Below are 19,280 nucleotides of genomic sequence, written 5' to 3'. Positions count from 1 at the left end.
TCGTGAGCAGCGAGAACTCTTCGGCGGACGACGTACAGCAGGTGTGGGACGTCGTCGTGGTGGGCGCGGGACCCGCGGGGGCCTCGGCCGCCTACGCGGCGGCGGTCGCGGGACGGCGCGTGCTGTTGCTGGAGAAGGCGGAGCTGCCGCGCTACAAAACGTGCGGCGGCGGCATCATCGGCCCCTCCCGTGACTCGCTCCCGCCCGGCTTCGAGCTGCCGTTCAAGGACCGGGTGCACGCGGTGACGTTCTCGAACAACGGCCGCTTCAGCCGCACCCGCCGCTCCCGGCAGATGCTGTTCGGACTGATCAACCGGCCCGAGTTCGACCAGCAGCTCGTGGAGCACGCGCAGAAGGCGGGCGCCGAGCTGCGCACCGGCGCCGCCGTGCAGCGGGTGGAGCAGCACGGCTCGGCCGTACCGGACCGGCGCACGGTCGCCGTCGTCCTGCAGGGCGGCGAGACGGTGCTCGCGCGGGCCGTGGTCGGCGCGGACGGCAGCGCGGGCCGCATAGGGGCCCACGTCGGCGTAAAGCTGGACCAGGTCGACCTGGGCCTGGAGGCGGAGATCCCGGTGCCGGAGACGGTCGCCGAGGACTGGAAGGGGCGGGTGCTCATCGACTGGGGCCCGATGCCCGGCAGTTACGGCTGGGTCTTCCCCAAGGGCGACACGCTCACCGTCGGCGTGATCTCGCGGCGCGGTGAAGGCGCCGCGACCAAGCGCTACTTGGAGGACTTCATCGGGCGGCTCGGCCTCGCCGGCTTCGAACCGAGCATCTCCTCCGGCCACTTGACCCGCTGCCGCGCCGACGACTCGCCGCTGTCGCGCGGGCGGGTGCTGGTGTGCGGGGACGCGGCCGGGCTGCTGGAGCCGTGGACCCGCGAGGGCATCTCCTTCGCGCTGCGCTCGGGCCGGCTGGCGGGGGAGTGGGCGGTGCGGATCGCCGAGGCGCACGACGCGGTGGACACGCGCCGGCAGGCGCTGAACTACGCCTTCGCCGTGAAGGCGGGGCTCGGCGTGGAGATGAGCGTCGGCAAGCGGATGCTGGCCGCGTTCGAACGGCGGCCGGGGGTGTTCCACGCGGTCCTCACCGGCTTCCGCCCGGCCTGGAAGGCGTTCAAGGACATCACCCAGGGCTCGACGACGCTCGGCGAGCTGGTCCGCACCCACCCGCTGGCGCACCGCGCGCTGATGGCGCTGGACCGGCGGCCCGCGGGTGACGAGGCCGGCTCCTGACGGTGATCCGGAGCGCGCTCCCGGCCGTTTCCCGTGCCGGTCGTGTCGTCGCCGTGTCCTGTGTGGGGTCGGCCGGGCGTTGATGGTGTTGGACCGGCGGTCCGGGGGTGACGAGGACGGCTCCTGACGGTGATCCGGAGTGTGTTTCCGGCCGTTTCCCGTGCCGACCGCGTCCTCGCCGCGTTCTCCGCGAGGCCCGCCGGGCGGCGGACCGGCCCGGCCCTCGTCGCCGTCCGGCCGGTGGCCCGGAACCGTGCGGACGGCCGCGGGGCGTTCCTCCGGTGTGGGCGGGTCGCCCCGCCCGCACCGCCGCGGCAGGACGGGGACGGACGGAGCCCGGCACCTCGGACCGCCGGAACCGGGGGCGAGGGCAGCAGCGCCGGATCCTGACGGAGCACCCGGGCGTGCAGCGACCGCAGCCCGGCCCCCCGGGCCCGGGAGGCCGACGCGCCGGTGGAGGTACTTCACCGGGAGTACGTGTGATCACCACGCAGGGCTGACGCCGGCCGGGGCGTCGGGCGTCCAGCGTGGCGGACATGGACGAGCAGCGTGGCCCCGGCGGCGGGCCGCCGGGGTGGCGGCGCCCCGTGCGGCCGCCCCGGCCATGGCGGTACGGCCCGCACGGCCGGGCCGGTGGCGCCGACGAGGACGGCGAGCGCGGGCGCCTCCGGTGGCCCTGGCGCTCCACCGTGCTGCTCACCGCGTTCGTGCTGGTCGGCTCCGGCTTCGCCGACCACGCCCAGGAGGGCGGGCGGGTCGCCCTCGACCCCGCCGCACGGGTGCTGCTGCTCGTGTCCGGGGCGATGCTGCTGTGGCGACGGCGGCACCCCGTGCCCGTGGCGTTCGGATCGGTCGCCGCCGTCCTGCTCTACACCGGCGCCGGATACCCGTACGGGCCGGTGTTCCTCACCGTCGCCGTGGCCTGCTTCAGCGCCGCCGTCTCCGGGCACCGGTACGCCTCCTGGGCGGCGATGGGGACCTTCTGGGCGGGGCACGCGCTGATCGCTCAGCTGCTGTACCGGTGGCTGCCGCCGTCCGGTGACGCGGCCGCCTCCTGGAACGGGGAGATCGTGATCGCCACCTGGGTGGTGGCGCTCGTGGCGGTGTCGGAACTGGCCCGGACCCGTCGTGAGCAGTGGGCGCGGGAGCGGGCCGAGCGGGCCCGGGCGGCGCGGCGGCGCGCGGACGAGGAGCGGCTGCGGATCGCCCGCGAACTGCACGACGTCCTCGCGCACAGCATCTCCGTCATCAATGTGCAGGCGGGCGTCGGTCTCGCCCTGCTGGACAGCGACCCGGAGCAGGCGCGCAGCGCGCTCACCACCATCAAGGCCCAGAGCAAGGAGGCGCTCGGCGAGGTGCGCCAGGTGCTCGACACGCTGCGCGCGCCGGGCGCCGCGCCGCGCGCCCCGGCGCCCGGTCTGGACCGGCTGCCCGAGCTGGTGGAACAGGCCGCGAGCGCGGGCCTCACGGTGACGGTCGAGGGGGAGCCGCCGCACCTGCCGCCCGGCGCGGACCTGGCCGCCTTCCGCATCCTCCAGGAGGCCCTCACCAACGTCGTACGGCACTCGGGCTCGCGCGAGGCCCGGGTGCGGATCGAACGGGGCGGGGGGCGGCTGCGGCTGCGCGTCGACGACGACGGGCCCGCCACCGGCGCCGACGCGGGCGGCAGCGGGAGCGGGCTCGCCGGGATGCGGGAGCGGGCCGCCGCGCTGGGTGGCACCATCGAGGCGGGCCCGCGCCCCGACGGCGGGTTCCGGGTACTCGCCGTACTGCCGATCGAGGCCGAGGAGGACCGGTGATCCGCGTACTGCTCGCCGACGACCAGTCACTGGTCCGGGCGGGATTCCGCGCGCTGCTGGACGCGCAGCCGGACATCGAGGTGGCCGGGGAGGCGTCCGACGGAGCGGAGGCGGTGCGGCTGATCCGCGAGCTGCGGCCCGACGTCGTGCTCATGGACATCCGCATGCCCGCGCTCGACGGTCTCGCCGCGACCCGCCGCGTGACCGGAGACAAGGACCTGGGGGACGTGAAGGTGGTCATGCTCACCACCTTCGAGCTGGACGAGTACGTCTTCGAGGCGATCCGCTCGGGAGCCTCGGGCTTCCTGGTCAAGGACACCGAGCCGGAGGAATTGCTGCGCGCGGTGCGGGCGGTGGTCGACGGTGACGCGCTGCTGTCGCCCGGGGTGACGCGCCAGCTGATCGCGGAGTTCGCGGCCCGTTCCAAGGAACCGGCCGCAGCCGACGCCCTCGCCGGGCTCACCGAGCGGGAGCGGGAGGTCATGGCGCTGGTCGGCATCGGCCTGTCCAACGAGGAGATCGCCCGCCGCCTGGTCGTCAGCCCGCTCACCGCCAAGACCCACGTCAGCCGCGCCATGGTGAAACTGGGCGCCCGCGACCGGGCCCAACTGGTCGTACTGGCCTACGAGTCGGGACTGGTGCGGCCCGGCTGGCTGGGCTGAGCCGTCCGCCGGAACCGGACCAGCACGGATACCGTGCGGACGGCGAACAGCACCGCCGCGAGCACGGTTCCGGTGTGGCGCAGCACCGTCTCGAGGAGGCCCGGAAGCGAGAAGAGCAGGGCCGGCCCCGCCACCGCCCCGAGGACGACCACCGCCGCGAACGCCGCGCTGCACAGCGCGTACCCGGTCTCCACGGTGATCGCGTCCCGCTCGGCCTGGTTCCGCCGTCCCCTGTACTCCGTCACGCCCGCCCCCCGCATCCGGCCACCCGAGGAGTCAAACAGGCATGCGCCCCGGTGGGCAAGGAGCCCGGCCGGGACGCACGCACCGGAGACGCCCCCCCCCGGCCGTGGGCGCCGACACGTGCCGCCCCCGTCTCCCGGCCGGTCCGTGGACGCGGCCACGCCACGGGCCGGCCTCTCCCCGCGGCGCGGAACCCCGGCGGGGTGCCCCGCGACCGGGGCCGGCGTCCGTCGGGGACGGGGCGGTGAGTGGAGAGAAGGTGTGCTCGGGAGACTCGCGCGCGCATGCCTGCTACGGTGCGCCCATGGCGGCGAAGCAGGCCGAACAGGCGCTCGTGGAACGGTGGCGGGACGTGCTCGCGCTGCATGCGCGCACCCAGTGCGAGATCGACCGCGCCCTGCACGGACACGGGTTGTGCGCCAGCGACTTCGAGGTCCTCGACATCCTCGCGCAGGGTTCCGGACCGGGCGGTTGCTCCTACCGCGTCCAGGAGATCTCCGAACACGTCCATCTGAGCCAGAGCGCCCTCTCCCGGCTGGTCGCCCGGCTGGAGAAGGAGGGCCTCGCCGAGCGCGGGAGGTGCCCGGAGGACCGGCGGGGGGTGCGGGTGTCGCTCACGGCGAAGGGGCGCGCGCTGCACGGCGAGGTACTGCCCGTGCAGCGCGCGGTGCTGGCCCGGATGCTCTCCGACGGCTGACCGGCGGGGCTTTCAGCCCACGGCGGACGTCTCCCGCCGAAGAGCGGCCGGCCACCGACCTTCCTTCTCCAGTACTTCGAGGAACCCGGCAGTGTCCATGGGCGGGAGTCTGCCGTACGGACGCCTGCCCGGACCTACGGAAGCGGGGTTCCGCCCGTCGCGTTGACGATCTCCGCGGTGATGTACGACGCCTCCTGCGAGGCGAGGAACACGTACGCCGGAGCCATCTCGGCCGGCTGGGCCGGACGCCCGATGGGCGCCTGCTTGCCGAACTCCGCGGTGTCCGGCAGGGTCGCCGGGATCAGCGGCGTCCACACCGGCCCCGGTGCCACGGCGTTGACCCGGATGCCCCGCTCGATCAGCATCTGCGCCAGCCCCTGGGTGAACGTGACGATGGCGCCCTTCGTGGTCGCGTAGTCCAGCAGGTGCGGGCTCGGCTTGTAGGCCTGCACGGAGGCCGAGTTGATGATGCTGCCGCCCTCCCGCATGTGCGGCACGGCCAGCTTGCACAGCCAGAACATGCCGTACAGGTTGGTCCGCATCACCCGGTCGAACTGCTCGGTGGAGATCGCCTCGATGCCGTCGGGCTGCGACATCTGGTACGCCGCGTTGTTCACCAGGATGTCGGTCCGGCCGAACTCCGACACCGCGCGGTCGATCAGCGCCCGGCAGTTCTCCTCCTCCCGCACGTCGCACGCGACGGGAACGGCCCGCCGGCCGGCCTCCTCCACCCACCGCGCGGTCTCGGCGGCGTCGTCCTTCTCGCTGTCCAGGTACGTGAAGACCACGTCGGCGCCCTCGCGGGCGAAGGCCAGGGCGACCGCCCGGCCGATCCCCGAGTCCCCGCCCGTGATCACGGCCGTGCGGTCCGTCAGCCGGCCGCTGCCCCGGTAGGAGTCCTCCCCGTGGTCCGGCGGCGGGTCCATGGGACCGGTCCAGCCGGGATGCGGCTGGTCCTGGGACGGGAAGTCGGGGGTCGGGTGCTGCTCGACGGGATTCTGCTGCTCGGTCACGGTCTCTCCCATGGTCCGTGGAGGGGCGGTCGAGTGGTCGGCGCCCGTCGGCGGAGGACCGGCGGACGCCGACACCCGGGTACCCCGGTACCGCGCGCCCCATCCGCCCCGCCCCCACCACCGCCCGAACGGCCGGGGCCGTACGGGATCAGCCCGCGTCCACGCGGCGGGTCGCGAAGCCGATGACGGTGGCCACCGCCGCCAGTACGGCCACGCTGGTCAGCGCGGCCGGCAGACTGAACCAGTCGGCCATGAAGCCGATCGCGGGCGGGCCGAGGAGCATGCCGCCGTAGCCCAGGGTGGAGGCGGTGGCGACCCCGCCGGGGCCCGCGAGCGCGCCCGCCCGCTCGACGGCCACGGGGAACAGGTTCGCGAGCCCGAGGCCGGTGACCGCGTAACCGAGCAGGGCCGCCCACAGGGACGGCGCGAGCGCGCCGAGCAGCATGCCGGCCGCCGCGGTGGAGCCGCCCGCGAGGACGGTACGGGTCCGGCCCAGCCGCTCCAGCAGCGTCGTCCCGGAGAGCCGCCCGACCGTCATGGCGAGCGCGAAACAGGAGTACCCGACGGCCGCGGCACCCGGTGAGGCGCCGAGGTCCTCCTCCAGGTGGAGCGCGCCCCAGTCGGCCAGCGCCCCTTCGCCGTACGCGGTGCACAGCGCGACGAGCCCGAAGACGACCACCAGCGCGCGGGTGCGCCGGTCCGGCCGGTGCGGGGCGGACGCCGACGCGGTCCGTCCCGCGCCCGCCGGGGTCAGCGGCTCGCACCGCATCAGCGCCCGCCCCGCGACGGCCGTCACGAGCAGCCCCACGGCGGCGAGCCCCCACAGGTGCCTGGTGGGCGACAGCGAACCGGCGACCAGGGCGCCCAGCCCCGCGCCGATCATGCCGCCCAGACTGAACGCGGCGTGGAAGCTCGGCATGAGGGGCCGCCCCAGCGCGGCCACCAGGTCGACGGCGGCGCTGTTGAAGGCGACGTTGATCCCGCCGTACGCCGCGCCGAACAGCAGCAGTACGGCGCCGAGCGCGAGGGCGGACCGGGTCAGCGGGGGCAGCCCGACGCTCAGGCAGAGCAGGACCGCGCAGACGACGGTGACGAGGTGGCTGCCGTACCGGCGGCACAGGCGGCCGGTGAGCGTCATGGTGATCACGGCCCCGGCGGAGACGCCGAGCAGGGCGAGGCCGAGGGCGCTCGCGGAGGCGCCGGTCCGTTCCTTGACGGCGGGGATGCGCACCACCCAGCCGGCGAAGACGAAGCCGTCGAGGGCGAAGAAGGCGGTCAGGGCGAGGCGGAGCCGGACGAGGTCGGTACCCGGCACCACACTGTGCGAACGGGTTTTGTTTATTGGCGGCACAAAATCAGGCTAGGCGGCGGTGCGGTCCGGGGCAAGGGAGGCCGGACGGGGGGCGGACGCGGGCGGTGTGCCGCCGGAGGGGTGGGGGTGTTAACCCGTGTGAACGTCCCGGATGGTGGGGTCGGGTGCCATGGCCGAGTGTGGATCATGCCGGAGCCCGGGACATCCGTGCTGACGAGGCGTCAGCCGCCCGGCCTCCTGTGGAAGGACTCTCAGATGCGCTCTGCCCGCATGCTGCTTGCCACCGCGACGGCCACGGCGGCCCTCGCCATCGCCGCGCCCGCGGCCTACGCCGACCAGTCGGGCGACGGGGGGCACGACAAGTCTTCCTCCAGCAAGGAGTACGAGAAGGAGAGCAAGGAGTACGACAAGGGCGGCAAGGAGCACGAGAAGGAGAACAAGGAGTACGACAAGGGCGGCAAGGAGTACGAGAAGGAGAGCAAGGAGTACGACAAGGGCGGCAAGTACGACGAGCACGGCAAGCCGCACGGCGGCGTGCACACGGGCGGCGGGGCCCTGACCGCCGTGAACGAGGAGGACTGGGGCACCGCCAAGGACCCGAAGTACGACCCCGAGACGTACAAGGAGAGGGACGACTCGCACAGCGAGGAGTCCTACGGCGGCAAGCAGGACAAGGAGTGGAACAAGGAGAAGCCGCACGGCGGGATGCACACCGGTGGCGGCGGGCTCGCCGAGCCCGGTGTCACCGCGGGCGGACTGGCCGCACTGGCGACCCTCGGCGCCGGAGCCTACGCGCTGCGCCGCAAGAAGGCCGCCGGGAGCGTGGCCTGAGCCGTGCCCGGCGCCATAACGGGGCCGTCGTACGTGCCTCGCGCGTCATGACGGCCCCGCTCGCTCGTCCGTGTGCCGTGTCCGAATGAGGTGGTCCCCTCGATGCCGGCCAGTCCCCTTCCTCCCCTCGAAACCGATCAGACGCCGCCGGCGCGGCGGAGGCTGCGCGCCGTCATGACGGCGGTCTTCTGGACCGGAGCCGGCCTGGTGCTGGCCACGACGCTGATGGGCGGCGGGCAAGACCCTCCCGACGACGCCCACGGGCCGCGCGCGGCAGCCGCGGTCTCCGCCCCCGCCACCGGCGAGCCCGCCACCCGTGAACCGGCGGTCAGGCACCTGCCGCGGTCCGAGCCGACCCGGCTGCTCATCCCCGCCATCGACGTCGACGCCCCCTTCACCGACCTCGCCATCGGCAGCAAGGGCCGGCTCGATCCGCCGCCGCCCGACGACACCAACCTGGTCGGCTGGTACGCCGAGGGGGTCTCCCCGGGCGAACGCGGTACGGCGATCATCGCCGGACACGTGGACACGGCGACGTCCCCGGCCGTGTTCGCCCGGCTGTCCGAACTCGACGAGGGCGACCGTTTCCGGGTGCTGCGCGCCGACGGCAGCAAGGCGACGTTCGTGGTGGACGAGACGGAGTCCTTCGACAAGGACGACTTCCCCGACGAGCGCGTGTACGCCGACACCCCCGACGCCCAGGTGCGGCTCATCACCTGCGCAGGGGCCTACGACCACGCCGCCAAGGACTACACCGAGAACCTGGTGGTCTTCGCCCACCTCGTCTGAACCGGCCGGAACGGCGGGCCGCCCGGAAGGGGGAGGGTACCTTCCGGGCGGCGGTCCGTCAGGCCACGGAGCAGTCCGCGCCGTTCAGGCTGAACGCCGTGGGGCTGGGGTTCGCGCCGGTCCGCGAGCCCGTGAAGCCGAGGCTGACCGAGCCCGCGGCGGGGATCGACGCGGTGTACGAGGCGGAGGCGACGCTGACCTCGGAACCGCTCTGCGTCGGCGTACCGCCCCACATGTGGGTGATGCGCTGGTCGGCGGGGAAGGTCCAGCGCAGCGTCCAGCCGTTCACCGCCGAGCCGCCCGTGTTGCGGACGGTGACCTCGCCCTGGAACCCGCCGGGCCACTCACCCGTCACCCGGTAGCCGATCTCGCAGGTCCCCGGCGTGCCGCCGGAGGACGTGGTGACGGTCACCGTGGCGGAGCGCTGCGAGCGGTTGCCGGCGGCGTCCCGGGCGTAGACGGCGAAGGTGTAGGCCGTGTCCGGGGTGAGTCCGGTGACGGTGGCGGAGGTGCCGGCCGTCGTGGTGACGACGCTCTCCGCACCGCCGCTGATCCGCACGACGTCGTAACCCGTGACACCGACCGCGTCGGTGGCGGCGCCCCAGGTGAGGGTCGCGGACGAGGCCGTCACCGCCGAGGCGGCCGGGGCGCCGGGAGCGGTCGGGGCCGTGGTGTCGTCGCCCGGGCCGGAACCGTAGACCGCGGCCTCCTCGGAGGTGGCCGCGATGCCGTCGGCACCGTCGAAGAGCCGCTCACCCCAGCTGGTCAGCTGGTCCGGGTCGAAGTTCGTGACCATGTCGAGGTACTCGACGCCGCCGCCGTTGCCGCTCCAGGACCACCCGAGGTAGCCGATTCCGAGCTGCCGGGTGACGGCCAGGATGGTGTCCTCGTCGGGGTTGCCGTCGGAGTGGTTGTGGCCGAACTCTCCCACCGCGATGGGGAGTTTCGCCGAGACGAAGCGCCCCAGGTAGTCACTGATCTCGGCGGCGGTGTCGAAGACGCCGTACATGTGGATGGAGAACACGGTGTTGGCGTCCGGGTCGGCGGCGAAGACCGAGGCGGCGTTGTCGCGCATCGTGAACGCCCAGTCCTGGCCCCAGTTGGGGGCGTCGACCATCAGCGTGTGGTCGAACCCGGCGTCGCGCAGCTTCTGGATCGCCGCCTTGGTGTCGGCCGTCCAGGCCGCGTAACCGGTGTTGCCGTACGGCTCGTTGCCGATGTTGACGATGACGTGGTCCTCCTGGCCGGCCAGGGCGCTTCGGACGCTGATCCAGTAGTCGGCGGCCCGGGAGAGGGTGGCCGCTCCGCTCTGCTCGCCGTAGCCGGTGGTGTCGTGCACCTCCAGGACGCAGATCAGCCGGTTCTGCTTGCACTGCGCGACGACGTTCGCCACGTCGGAGGCGTCGTTGCGGGTCCAGCGGTCGCCGCTGGAGAGGACGACGCGCACGGTGTTGGCGCCCTTGGCCTTGATGTGCGCCAGTGCGCCGATCCGGTCGGCGTACCAGGTGTGCGCGTGGTTGACACCGCGCATCACGAAGTCGTTCCCGGACGCCTCGAGGAGCCGGCCGTTCTCGACGCGGAAGCCGGTGGGCGCCGCGTGTGCCGGAGTGGTGGAGGCGAGGAGCGGGAGGAGGAGCCCCAGGAGGGCGGCGAGAAGGCCGACGGCTCGTGGGGAGGCGGGCGTACGGGGTCTCATGGCGGCTCCAGTGGAGGTGCGGTCGGCTGTCCTTGCTGTGCGTCGCGCGTCGTACGTCGGTCCGTGCCGTGCGTCAGGAGGTGGCCGTGCAGTCGACGGTCGCCGCCGGGGCCGAGGAGGTTGCCGGGGCGGTGGCGATGAAGCCGAAGGCGGCGCTCGCACCGGGGGCGAGGGCCCCGTTCCAGCTCGCGTTGGTGACGGTGGCCGTGCCGTCGGCGGCCGTGCCGAGGGTGCCGTTCCAGACCTGGCCGACACGGGCGCCGTCGGCCGGTACGACCGTCACCGTCCAGCCCGTGACGGGCGCGGCCGAGGTGTTGCGTACCGTCACCTCGGCCTGGTAGCCGCCCTGCCAGGTGGAGACCGCGCGGAAGGACGCGGTGCAGGTGGCGTCGCCGGGCTCGCCCGGGCCGCCGGGGACGCCCGCCTCCAGCAGCGCGGCCAGGGCGGGGAACCAGCGCGCGGCGATCTTCTCGTTGCCGGCGTCGTTCGGGTGGACGCCGTCATAGGTGTCGGTGGCCGTGTCGAACCCCGTCCACTGGTCGACCACGGTCACCGGGGAGCGGTCGGTGCTCGTGGCCGCGGCCCACGCGGGGATCCGGGCGTTGAGGTCGACCACGCGTTGGGCGCAGGCGGCGCAGGTGCCGGGGTTCATGGGGATGATCTGGGCGACGAGGACCCGCATGTCCGGGTCGGACTCCCGCATCTGCGCCACGAGCCTGGTGTAGGCGGCGAGGATGCGGTCGGGGGAGACGTTGCTCCAGACGTCGTTCGTGCCGAAGTGCATGACAACGATGTCCGGCCGTGTCGCGGCCAGTCGTGCGGGAAGCAGGTTCCGGTCCGCCACGTTGGTGACCAGTTCGCCGCCGTGGCCCTCGTTGTCCCCGTCGTGCGCCACGCCGCAGCCCTGCGTGGGCAGGGTGCCGACGAAGTCGACGTCCGTGTACCCGGCGTCCAGCAGCCGGTTCCACAGCAGGGCCCGCCAGCAGCCGGGCGACCCGGTGATGGAGTCGCCCAGCGGCATGACGCGCACCGGGTCGGCCGCCGCCGGCGCGGCTGCCGCGGCCGGGGCGGCGGTCACGCCCACGGAGAGGAGCAGGGCGGCCAGCAGGCCGAGTAACGGAAGCGTGCGTACGCACAGGAGGCGGATGTCGCGCATGGTTGTTCCCCTTCCCTGAAGGATGTGGGAGCGCTCCCATGCGGAACATCAAGCCATCGTTGTCATTGACGCGTCAAGAGGTCGGGGCGAGGTGGGTGCCACGGGAGGCAGGACTCCGCGCCGTGGATCTCTCCGTCACCGGGTGCGATGAGAGGACCGGGCGGGTCGGGCCGCGACAGCCGTACGACGGTGACCGTCGTGGCCGGGGCGAGGAGGGCTCTACGGTGTCGCGGCGGGGAGCCGGGTGGGTACCACCGGCAGCATCATGCCGTCACCCAGGGGAGCCGTGTGCGGTACGAGGGCGCCCTCCCTGGCGATGTGGAGCAGGTCCGGGAGCTCGTAGGGCTCGGCGCCCTCGAGGTCGACCCGGTAGCCCATGTCGCCGAGGCTCGCCGCGGTCATCCGGCTCAGCGGGTTGTGCGCACCGGAGATGAACGGCGACATCAGTTCGTCGACGAAGACGGCCTCGCGCCAGTGGCTGTCCTGGGTTCCGGGTCCGCCGAAGTTGGCGACCGGCACCGGGGCCGGGTCCTCCTCGCCGAGGAGCGCGGCGAACTCCGCCATCGCGCCCGTACCCACGAAGGTGGGGTTCCGGCTGCCGGCGCCCTTGAGGAGGCCGAAGGCGCTCCACAGGGTGCCGACGCCGAGGACGTGTCCCATCTCGTGCGTGATGACGTCGACCAGCGTGCCGTTCGCTTCCATCACGGCGAGGTCGGCGGAGTCGAACCTCATCACGCCCTTCGCCGGCAGGAGCCGGCCGAACTGGGCGGACTCGTCGCGGAAGTCGGTGGGCCCGGCCATCCCCAGGATCTTCCCGGGACCGTCGATGCCCACCCCTTCGGCTTCGATCAGCAGGTCGTCGATGACGTCACCGCCGACGAGCGCGGTGTCCAGGTCCCCGACGACGACCCTGGACCAGCGGTCGGCCGCCGTGGCGAAGGCGTCCTGCTGAGTGCTCGTCAGTCCGCCGAGGAAGCGGACCTCGATGGTGAACGGCGAGGTCGTACGGGCGACTTCCCTGGCCCGCTCGAAACTGGCGACCGCCCGGTACGTAGGGAAGGTGTTCGTGGCGACGCTGCCCATCGCGCTCTCCTCGTGTCGGCCCCACGGCGAGTCGTCCCCTCCGTCCACACTAGGCCGATCGGGTGGGTGGCGCGCGCCGGCCGGTCACGCCGCCGTCCTCGGCGTGCGGGTGGGCGAGGCCCCTCCTAGCATGGATCGCGGGGCGTGCCGGAGCCCTCCCCTTTCCCGGTCCCGCTCACCCGGCACCCCGGTCCCGGCCGTGAGCCGACCACCGCCGTCCCGGCCGCCGGCCCGCTGCCCACCGCCGGGACCTCCCGCGCCCACCGCCCCACGAGCGGTGACGGAAGCGGCGGCGGAGCAAGGAGCGCCACGATGACCGAGCAGCGACGCGCCGGACGGCCTTCCACGGCCGGGTACCGTACGTCCTTCTTCTGGCGGATCGTCACCGGCGGCGCCGAGTACGTCGACCGGCGCGTCGGCTGGGACCGGCTGCCCGTCCTGCCGGGTCTGCTGACCCTTATGGGACTGCGGGTCAGGCTCCGGCAGGAGAACCTCCACGACACCGGTTCCCTGCCCTCGGTGAATCCGCCCGACGTCGGGCCGCCGTCCGGGAGCCACCGGGTCGACCGGACCGCCGACGGCAGCCACAACGACCTCGACGAGCCGCGCATGGGCATGGCGGGCACCCGTTTCGGCCGGAACATCCCCCTGGACAGGATCGGCCCGGCCACCCCCGAGGACGTGCTGTCCCGGCCGAATCCCCGCGAGGTCAGCCGCGCCCTGCTCACCCGCGACGCGCTGATCCCGGCCGAGTCGGTCAACTCGCTGGTCGCCGCCTGGCTCCAGTTCATGGTCCGGGACTGGTTCAGCCACGGCACGAGTCCCACGGAGCGGCCCTGGGAAGTACCGCTCATGGACGACGATCCCTGGCCGGAACGGCCCATGCGGATCATGCGGACGCCGGACGACCCGACCCGGGACCCGCGGGCACCCGCCGGGACGCCCGACACCCGTGTCAACGTCTCCTCCCACTGGTGGGACGCCTCACAGATCTACGGGGCGGACGAGACCGCACAGCGGCTGACGCGCACCGGTGAGAGGGGCAGGATCCGTCTGTGGGACGACGAGCGGTCACCGTCGCCCACGGACTCCTCCCGCGTGCCCGGGTTCTGGCTGGGACTCGCGTTGATGCAGGACCTGTTCGCCCGGGAGCACAACGCGATCTGCGACCACCTGCACGACGCGTACCCGTCGTGGGCCGACGAGGAGCTGTTCCAGCGCGCCCGGTTGGTCAACGCGGCCCTCCTCGCCAAGATCCACACCGTGGAGTGGACGCCGGCGGTGATCAGCCACCCCACGACCGTCAAGGCGCTGCGGGCCAACTGGTGGGGCCTCGCGGGCGAACGCGTGCACGACCTGTTCGGCCGGATCAGCCGCGGCGAGGTCGTCAGCGGCATCCCCGGCGGCGCCCGTGACCACTACGGCGTCCCGTACTCCCTCACCGAGGAGTTCGTCGCCGTCTACCGGATGCACCCGCTCATCCGTGACGCGTGGCATCTGCGTTCCGTGACCGACGACCGGACCCTGCGGGACTGCACCCTCCGCGACATCTCGGGGCCCGGCGCGCTGGAGGTCCTGCGGACCACCGGGGCGGCCGACCTGCTCTACAGCTTCGGCACGCTCCACCCGGGACTGGTCACCCTGCACAACTTTCCCAAGTTCCTCCAGGAGTTCGAGCGCCCGGACGGGCATCTGCAGGACCTCGCCGCCACGGACATCCTGCGCTCCCGCGAACTGGGCGTCCCCCGGTACAACGAGTTCCGGCGGCTGCTGCGGCTGCGGCCCGCGGCGGACTTCGCCGAGCTGACGGACGACCCGGTGTGGGCGGAGCAGATCGAGCGGCTCTACGACGGCGACATCGAGAAGGTCGACCTCATGGTCGGGCTGTACGCGGAGAGGCGGCCGGCCGGGTTCGCGTTCAGCGACACGGCGTTCCGCGTCTTCGTCCTGATGGCCTCGCGCCGGCTGAACAGCGACCGCTTCTTCACCGACCACTACACCCCCGAGGTGTATTCCAAGGCCGGCCTGGCCTGGATCGACGACAACAGCATGATCACGGTGCTGCTGCGCCACCACCCGGAGCTGCGCCCGGCCCTGGCGGGTCTGACGAACGCCTTCGTGCCGTGGCACGCCGCCACGGGGGCGGACACCTGACACGGCGGACGGACAGGCCCCGCGAGCAGAGGGAACCCCGGCTCACCGCGGCGGGCGTGGCCGGGACGGCCGGGCCGCGGTGCGCCCGGTGCCCACCGCGGCCGAGACGCCGTCGCCGCCCGGAGCGCGTGCGGCAACGGCGCGGACGAGCCACCACATCGCGCGACCGGCGACGCGCCGCACGCCCCGGTGCCCGGGGCCGCCGGGTGACGTTGCCGCTCGCGGGGTGGACGCGTCCTCGAGGGTCGTGGTCGCGCGTCCCCCGCTGCGGGTGGGTCCGGCGGGCGCACCCGGCGGAGCGGTCCTTCCCCGCTCCGCCGGGAGACGCACGCTCCGCCGGGAGCGATCAGGCGTCGGCGCCCTTCCGGGGCAGCACCTTGCGCACCAGCGGCCAGGCCAGCAGCAGCACGACCACCGCGTAGACGACCACCGAGAACGGCGTGTCGACCAGACCCGTGACGCTGCCGTCGCTGATCTGCAGGGCGCGGCGCAACTGCTGTTCGGCGGCCGGGCCGAGAATGACGCCGATGACGGCGGGCAGCACCGGCAGTCCGTACCTCCGCATGCCGAAACCGATCAGGCCGATGATCAGCAGCAGTACCAGGTCGATCACCTCACCGCCGACCGCGTACGCGCCCACCGCCGCGAAGAACATGATCCCGGCGTAGAGGTACGGCCGCGGGATGCGCAGCAGCTTCGCCCACACCGGTGCCAGCGGCAGGTTGAGGGCGAGCAGCAGCACCATGCCCACGAACAGCGAGGCGATCAGGCCCCACACCAGGTCGGGTTCGCGTTCGAACAGCAGCGGGCCGGGCTGGATGCCGTACTGCTGGAACGCGGCCAGCATCACCGCCGCGACCGCCGTGGTCGGCAGCCCCAGGGTCAGCATCGACACCAGCGTGCCCGCCGCCGAGGCCGACGCCGCCGACTCCGGGCCCGCGACACCCTCGATGGCGCCCTTGCCCCACTCGTCCTTGTGCTTCGACAGCCGCTTCTCGGTGACGTACGACAGGAAGGTCGGGATCTCCGCACCGCCCGCCGGGATCGCCCCGAACGGGAAGCCGATGAACGGGCCGCGCGCCCAGGACTTCCAGGTGCGCTTGAGATCACCGCGGCCCAGCCACGGCCGGCCCACCGGGATCGGCTCCGGCGGCCGGCGCCGCAGGTGCGCCGCGACCCACAGGGCCTCGCCGATGGCGAACAGGCCCACCGCGACGATCACCACGTCGATGCCGTCGGCGAGTTGCAGCGAGCCGAAGGTCAGCCGCTGCTGGCCGGTCATCTGGTCCAGGCCCACCAGGCCGATCGTCAGACCGATCAGCAGCGAGGCCATGCCCCGGATCCGGGACGAACCCAGCACCGACGTCACGGCGATGAACGCCAGCACCATGATGGCGAAGTAGTCCGGCGCGCCGATGTCCACCGCCAGGTCCGCGACCGTCGGAGCCAGCGCCACCAGCAGGACCGTGCCGACCATGCCGCCCGCGAAGTGCCCGATCGCGGCGGCCGCGAGGGCCTGGGCGCCGCGCCCCGACTTGGCCATGGGGTTGCCCTCCATGGCCGCGACCACGGCCGCGCTCTCCCCGGGCGTGTTCAGCAGGATGGAGGTCGTCGAACCGCCGAACATCGCGCCGTAGTAGATCCCGGCGAACATGATGAACGCGCCGGTCGGCTCGAGCCCGTACGTCACCGGCAGCAGCAGCGCCACCGCCATCGCCGGGCCGATGCCGGGCAGCACGCCGATCGCCGTGCCGAGCAGTACGCCCACGGCGGCCCACAGCAGGTTGAGCGGGGTGAGGGCCGTACCGAAGCCGTCCATGAGGGAGTTGAGGGCGTTCACGTCAGAGCACTCCCATCAGCGGACCGCCGGGCAGCGGCACTCCGAGCAGGTTGTCGAACACGGCGTAGGTGACGAAGGAGATCACCGCCGCGATCAGCGGATCGCGGTCGAGTCTGCGGCTGCCGAGCGCGAAGGCCGCGCCCCAGAAGAGCAGGGCGCCCGCGACGGGGAAGCCGAGCGGCTCGATGAGGACGGCGGAGCCGAGGAACACCCCCGTCAGCAGCAGCACCGTGCGCCAGTCGGCGGGTTCGGACAGGTCGACGTCCTCGCCGGACTCGGCCTGCCCCCGGCCGCCGCGCAGCACGTCGACGGCGAGCAGGGCGGCCACGACGAGCAACCCGGTCCCGACCACGACCGGCACGGTCCTCGGGCCGACGGGCCCGCGCTGGGCGATGTCGACGTCCATGGTGAGGGCATCGGTCAGGACCAGCACGCCCAGGGCCAGCAGCAGTGCGCAGACGCCGAGTTCGGAGTGGTCGCGGAGCCAGGAGCGTCGTCCGGCGGCGGGCGCCGGGGACGTGTCGGTGGTCGGGGTCGTCACAGTCCGAGCTCCTTCAGTACCGAGACCACGCGCTTGTCCTCGGAGTCCAGGAACGCGCCGAACTCCTCGCCGGTCAGGAAGGCGTCGTCCCAGCCGTTGCGCTTCATAGACTCCCGCCATTCCTTCGAGTCGTGCAGTTCCCGCACCAGGCGGACGAGCTTGTCGCGTTCGGCGTCGGTGAGGCCGGGCGGGGCGACGATGCCGCGCCAGTTGGTGAAACTCACGTCGTAGCCCGCCTCCTGGAGCGTGGGCGCGTCGAGGCCGTCGACCCGCTCCGGGCCGGTGACCGCGAGCAGGCGCAGCTCACCGGCCTTGATCTGGTCGAGGTACTCGCCGACGCCGGAGACGCCGAAGGCGACCTTGTTGCCGAGGATCGAGGCGAGCAGTTCGCCGCCGCCGTCGAAGGGGATGTAGTTGACCTGCTTCGGGGGGATCCCGGCGGCCCGCGCCATCAGCATCGGCGCGAGGTGGTCGGGCCCGCCGGGGGAGGACCCGCCGCCCACCGGATGCTTGCCGGGGTTCTCCTTCCAGGCGCCGATGAGATCGTCGATCGTCTTGTACGGGGAGTCCTTGGCGACCACGACGACGTCCTGCTCCTCGGTGAGCCGGGCGATCGGGGTGGTGTCCGCGAGGGTCTTCGGCGCGTCGTTGGAGCGGACGGCGCCGACCACGCCCAGGCCCATCGACATGGCGAGCTTGCCGTTGCCGTGCTCGCTCACCAGCCGGCTCAGGCCGACGGTGCCGCCGGCGCCGGGCAGGTTGAACACCTCGATGCTGTGGGTGAGCCCGGCGTCCTCGGCGTTCTTCGCGGCCGTACGGGCCGTGATGTCGTAGCCGCCGCCGGGCGAGTTGGGAACCATGAAGCGCAGACCCGGGATCTGCGTGCCGGTCTCGGTGCCGCTGCCGGTCGTGAGCAGCGGCGGGCCCACGAGTACGAGCACGGCGGCCCCGAGCAGGGCGAGGGGTGTGCGCAGGCGCACGAGTGCCACCACCTGTCGGTCGGTCGTCTGGAGATCACGCCATGCCCTGTGGGGGAGGGTGACGCGGGCCACATGGTGCCCGCGCGCCGCCGGGCTGTCGCGCTTGCGGAACCAATGGAGGTTGTGGTCGTTGCGTCAACGGAGGGCCGTCAGTGGTGCACGTCTCTTTCCCCGGCCGCAGGTGAGGGCCATGATGGACGGTTCCGGCGCACGCGTGGCGCTGCGTCGTGGACGCCGGATGCGACGGCCGCCGCCCCGGTGGCCGCGGCCACCTCACCGACGCGGTGGCGGAAGGAGCGGAACCGATGAGCAGTACGCCGGACGGGCGGTCCGCGCCCGCGGCCGTCGACACGATCGACGTACTCGTGGTCGACGACGACTTCCGGGTGGCCCGGGTGCACCGTGCCTACGTCGAACGCCTCGACGTGTTCCGGGTCGTCGGTGTCGCCGGGACCGGTGAGCAGGCCATCGCCGCCGTGGACGAACTCCGTCCCGATCTGGTGCTGCTCGACCTGTACCTGCCCGATCTCTTCGGTCTCGACGTCATTCCCCGGCTGCGCACCGCCGGGCACGACTGCGACGTGATGGTCATCAGCGCCGCCCGGGAGGCGGACGCGGTGCGCGGCGCGGTCCGGCACGGGGTCGTCGACTATCTGCTCAAGCCGTTCGACTTCGAGGACCTGCGCGGGCGCCTGGAGCGTTACGCGGGCCGGCGCGGCCGGCTGCTCGACACGGTGGTCCGCGGTCAGGCGGACGTCGACCGGGTGCTGGCCGGGGTGGCGGGGCCGGCGGCCCCGGTGCTGCCCAAGGGCATGAGCGCGGAGACCGCGGGGCTGGTCGAGCGCACCCTGCGCGAGACCGACGGCACCCTGTCGGCCACCGAGTGCGCGGCTCTGACCGGGGTCTCGAGGGTCAGCGCCCGCCGGTATCTGGAGTACTTCCACACCGTGGGCGCCGTGGAGGTGTCGTTGCGGTACGGGGCGACGGGACGGCCCGAGCGGCGGTACCGGTTGCTGGGGCGGGGCGGGGGGCTGCGGTCGGAGGGCGGGGCGCGGGCGTAGGGCCGCGCCCGAGGGTGGGGCGCGGGGGTGCGGGGTGTGGGCGCAGGGGGCGCCGCGGGTTCCCGCCGGTTCCGGAATCGGGACACGGGGTTGTCGCCGTCTGCGCGCGGGCCTAGGGTCGACCACGAGGGAAAGCGCTTTCTGGACGCTGCCCGGCCTGCCGTCGTCGTCGTTCCGAGGAGCGCCGC

At 73.3% G+C, this 19,280-nt stretch carries 17 protein-coding genes; 8 read left to right on the top strand and 9 right to left on the bottom strand.

Going from position 1 to position 19,280, the window contains the following annotated elements; all coding sequences use genetic code 11:
- The first annotated feature begins 2 nt into the window (after positions 1–2).
- From ACH5AO_RS01555 to ACH5AO_RS01545, 3 genes are all read left to right on the top strand, one after another.
- The gene (locus tag ACH5AO_RS01555) at positions 3–1,235 is read left to right on the top strand and encodes a geranylgeranyl reductase family protein (RefSeq protein WP_398920618.1); all 1,233 of its coding nucleotides are present in this window, start codon (positions 3–5) and stop codon (positions 1,233–1,235) included.
- Between the two features lie 536 nt (positions 1,236–1,771).
- Positions 1,772–3,034 (top strand): sensor histidine kinase, encoded by a 1,263-nt coding sequence (locus tag ACH5AO_RS01550; RefSeq protein WP_398920616.1) that lies wholly within the window; start codon positions 1,772–1,774, stop codon positions 3,032–3,034.
- Positions 3,031–3,696 carry a response regulator gene (locus tag ACH5AO_RS01545; protein ID WP_398920614.1) on the top strand — a complete coding sequence of 222 codons (666 nt, stop codon included), beginning with the start codon at positions 3,031–3,033 and terminating at the stop codon, positions 3,694–3,696. The genes ACH5AO_RS01550 and ACH5AO_RS01545 overlap by 4 nt, the downstream gene beginning before the upstream one ends.
- On the opposite strand, the gene ACH5AO_RS01540 is transcribed toward ACH5AO_RS01545, so the two are convergent.
- A complete protein-coding gene (locus ACH5AO_RS01540; protein WP_398920613.1) occupies positions 3,657–3,941 on the bottom strand; it encodes a DUF6332 family protein in 285 nt (94 codons plus the stop codon). The two genes, ACH5AO_RS01545 and ACH5AO_RS01540, sit on opposite strands and share 40 nt — an antisense overlap.
- Positions 3,942–4,243: 302 nt before the next feature.
- Here ACH5AO_RS01540 and ACH5AO_RS01535 point away from each other — a divergent pair, with 302 nt between their 5' ends.
- The gene (locus ACH5AO_RS01535) at positions 4,244–4,636 is read left to right on the top strand and encodes a MarR family winged helix-turn-helix transcriptional regulator (RefSeq protein WP_398920611.1); all 393 of its coding nucleotides are present in this window, start codon (positions 4,244–4,246) and stop codon (positions 4,634–4,636) included.
- 134 nt (positions 4,637–4,770) lie between these two features.
- On the opposite strand, the gene ACH5AO_RS01530 is transcribed toward ACH5AO_RS01535, so the two are convergent.
- Positions 4,771–5,661 carry an SDR family oxidoreductase gene (locus ACH5AO_RS01530; RefSeq protein ID WP_398920608.1) on the bottom strand — a complete coding sequence of 297 codons (891 nt, stop codon included), beginning with the start codon at positions 5,659–5,661 and terminating at the stop codon, positions 4,771–4,773.
- 136 nt (positions 5,662–5,797) lie between these two features.
- The gene (locus ACH5AO_RS01525; RefSeq protein ID WP_398920606.1) at positions 5,798–6,964 is read right to left on the bottom strand and encodes an MFS transporter; all 1,167 of its coding nucleotides are present in this window, start codon (positions 6,962–6,964) and stop codon (positions 5,798–5,800) included.
- Between the two features lie 252 nt (positions 6,965–7,216).
- Here ACH5AO_RS01525 and ACH5AO_RS01520 point away from each other — a divergent pair, with 252 nt between their 5' ends.
- Positions 7,217–7,792: a hypothetical protein gene (locus ACH5AO_RS01520; protein WP_398920604.1), complete on the top strand. Its 576-nt coding sequence runs from the start codon at positions 7,217–7,219 to the stop codon at positions 7,790–7,792.
- Between the two features lie 174 nt (positions 7,793–7,966).
- Positions 7,967–8,581, top strand: coding sequence for a class F sortase (locus tag ACH5AO_RS01515; protein ID WP_398920602.1), 615 nt, complete (start codon positions 7,967–7,969; stop codon positions 8,579–8,581).
- Positions 8,582–8,639: 58 nt separating this feature from the next.
- Here the strand turns inward: ACH5AO_RS01515 and ACH5AO_RS01510 are convergent, their stop codons facing one another.
- The 3 genes from ACH5AO_RS01510 to ACH5AO_RS01500 form a co-directional block, all read right to left on the bottom strand.
- Complete coding sequence (locus ACH5AO_RS01510; RefSeq protein ID WP_398920600.1) at positions 8,640–10,277, bottom strand: cellulase family glycosylhydrolase; 1,638 nt, start codon at positions 10,275–10,277, stop codon at positions 8,640–8,642.
- 73 nt (positions 10,278–10,350) lie between these two features.
- Positions 10,351–11,433, bottom strand: coding sequence for a GDSL-type esterase/lipase family protein (locus ACH5AO_RS01505; protein ID WP_398920598.1), 1,083 nt, complete (start codon positions 11,431–11,433; stop codon positions 10,351–10,353).
- 219 nt (positions 11,434–11,652) lie between these two features.
- Positions 11,653–12,516, bottom strand: coding sequence for a leishmanolysin-related zinc metalloendopeptidase (locus ACH5AO_RS01500; protein WP_398920596.1), 864 nt, complete (start codon positions 12,514–12,516; stop codon positions 11,653–11,655).
- Positions 12,517–12,828: 312 nt separating this feature from the next.
- Here ACH5AO_RS01500 and ACH5AO_RS01495 point away from each other — a divergent pair, with 312 nt between their 5' ends.
- Positions 12,829–14,670, top strand: a complete 1,842-nt coding sequence (locus ACH5AO_RS01495) for a peroxidase family protein (protein WP_398920594.1) — start codon at positions 12,829–12,831, stop codon at positions 14,668–14,670.
- A 346-nt stretch (positions 14,671–15,016) separates the two neighbouring features.
- Here ACH5AO_RS01495 and ACH5AO_RS01490 read toward each other — a convergent pair whose 3' ends face one another.
- The 3 genes from ACH5AO_RS01490 to ACH5AO_RS01480 are packed head-to-tail and all read right to left on the bottom strand — an operon-like array spanning position 15,017 to position 18,031.
- Complete coding sequence (locus ACH5AO_RS01490; RefSeq protein WP_398920593.1) at positions 15,017–16,510, bottom strand: tripartite tricarboxylate transporter permease; 1,494 nt, start codon at positions 16,508–16,510, stop codon at positions 15,017–15,019.
- Position 16,511: 1 nt separating this feature from the next.
- The gene (locus ACH5AO_RS01485) at positions 16,512–17,051 is read right to left on the bottom strand and encodes a tripartite tricarboxylate transporter TctB family protein (protein WP_398920591.1); all 540 of its coding nucleotides are present in this window, start codon (positions 17,049–17,051) and stop codon (positions 16,512–16,514) included.
- Positions 17,048–18,031: a Bug family tripartite tricarboxylate transporter substrate binding protein gene (locus tag ACH5AO_RS01480; RefSeq protein WP_398921072.1), complete on the bottom strand. Its 984-nt coding sequence runs from the start codon at positions 18,029–18,031 to the stop codon at positions 17,048–17,050. The genes ACH5AO_RS01485 and ACH5AO_RS01480 overlap by 4 nt, the downstream gene beginning before the upstream one ends.
- A 305-nt stretch (positions 18,032–18,336) precedes the next feature.
- Here ACH5AO_RS01480 and ACH5AO_RS01475 point away from each other — a divergent pair, with 305 nt between their 5' ends.
- A complete protein-coding gene (locus ACH5AO_RS01475; RefSeq protein WP_398920590.1) occupies positions 18,337–19,092 on the top strand; it encodes a response regulator in 756 nt (251 codons plus the stop codon).
- Positions 19,093–19,280 lie beyond the last annotated feature (188 nt).

Source organism: Streptomyces sp. NPDC018964 (assembly GCF_044390325.1).
In the GTDB taxonomy this organism is placed as follows: Bacteria; Actinomycetota; Actinomycetes; order Streptomycetales; family Streptomycetaceae; genus Streptomyces.
This window is presented reverse-complemented; position numbering and strand designations above follow the sequence as displayed.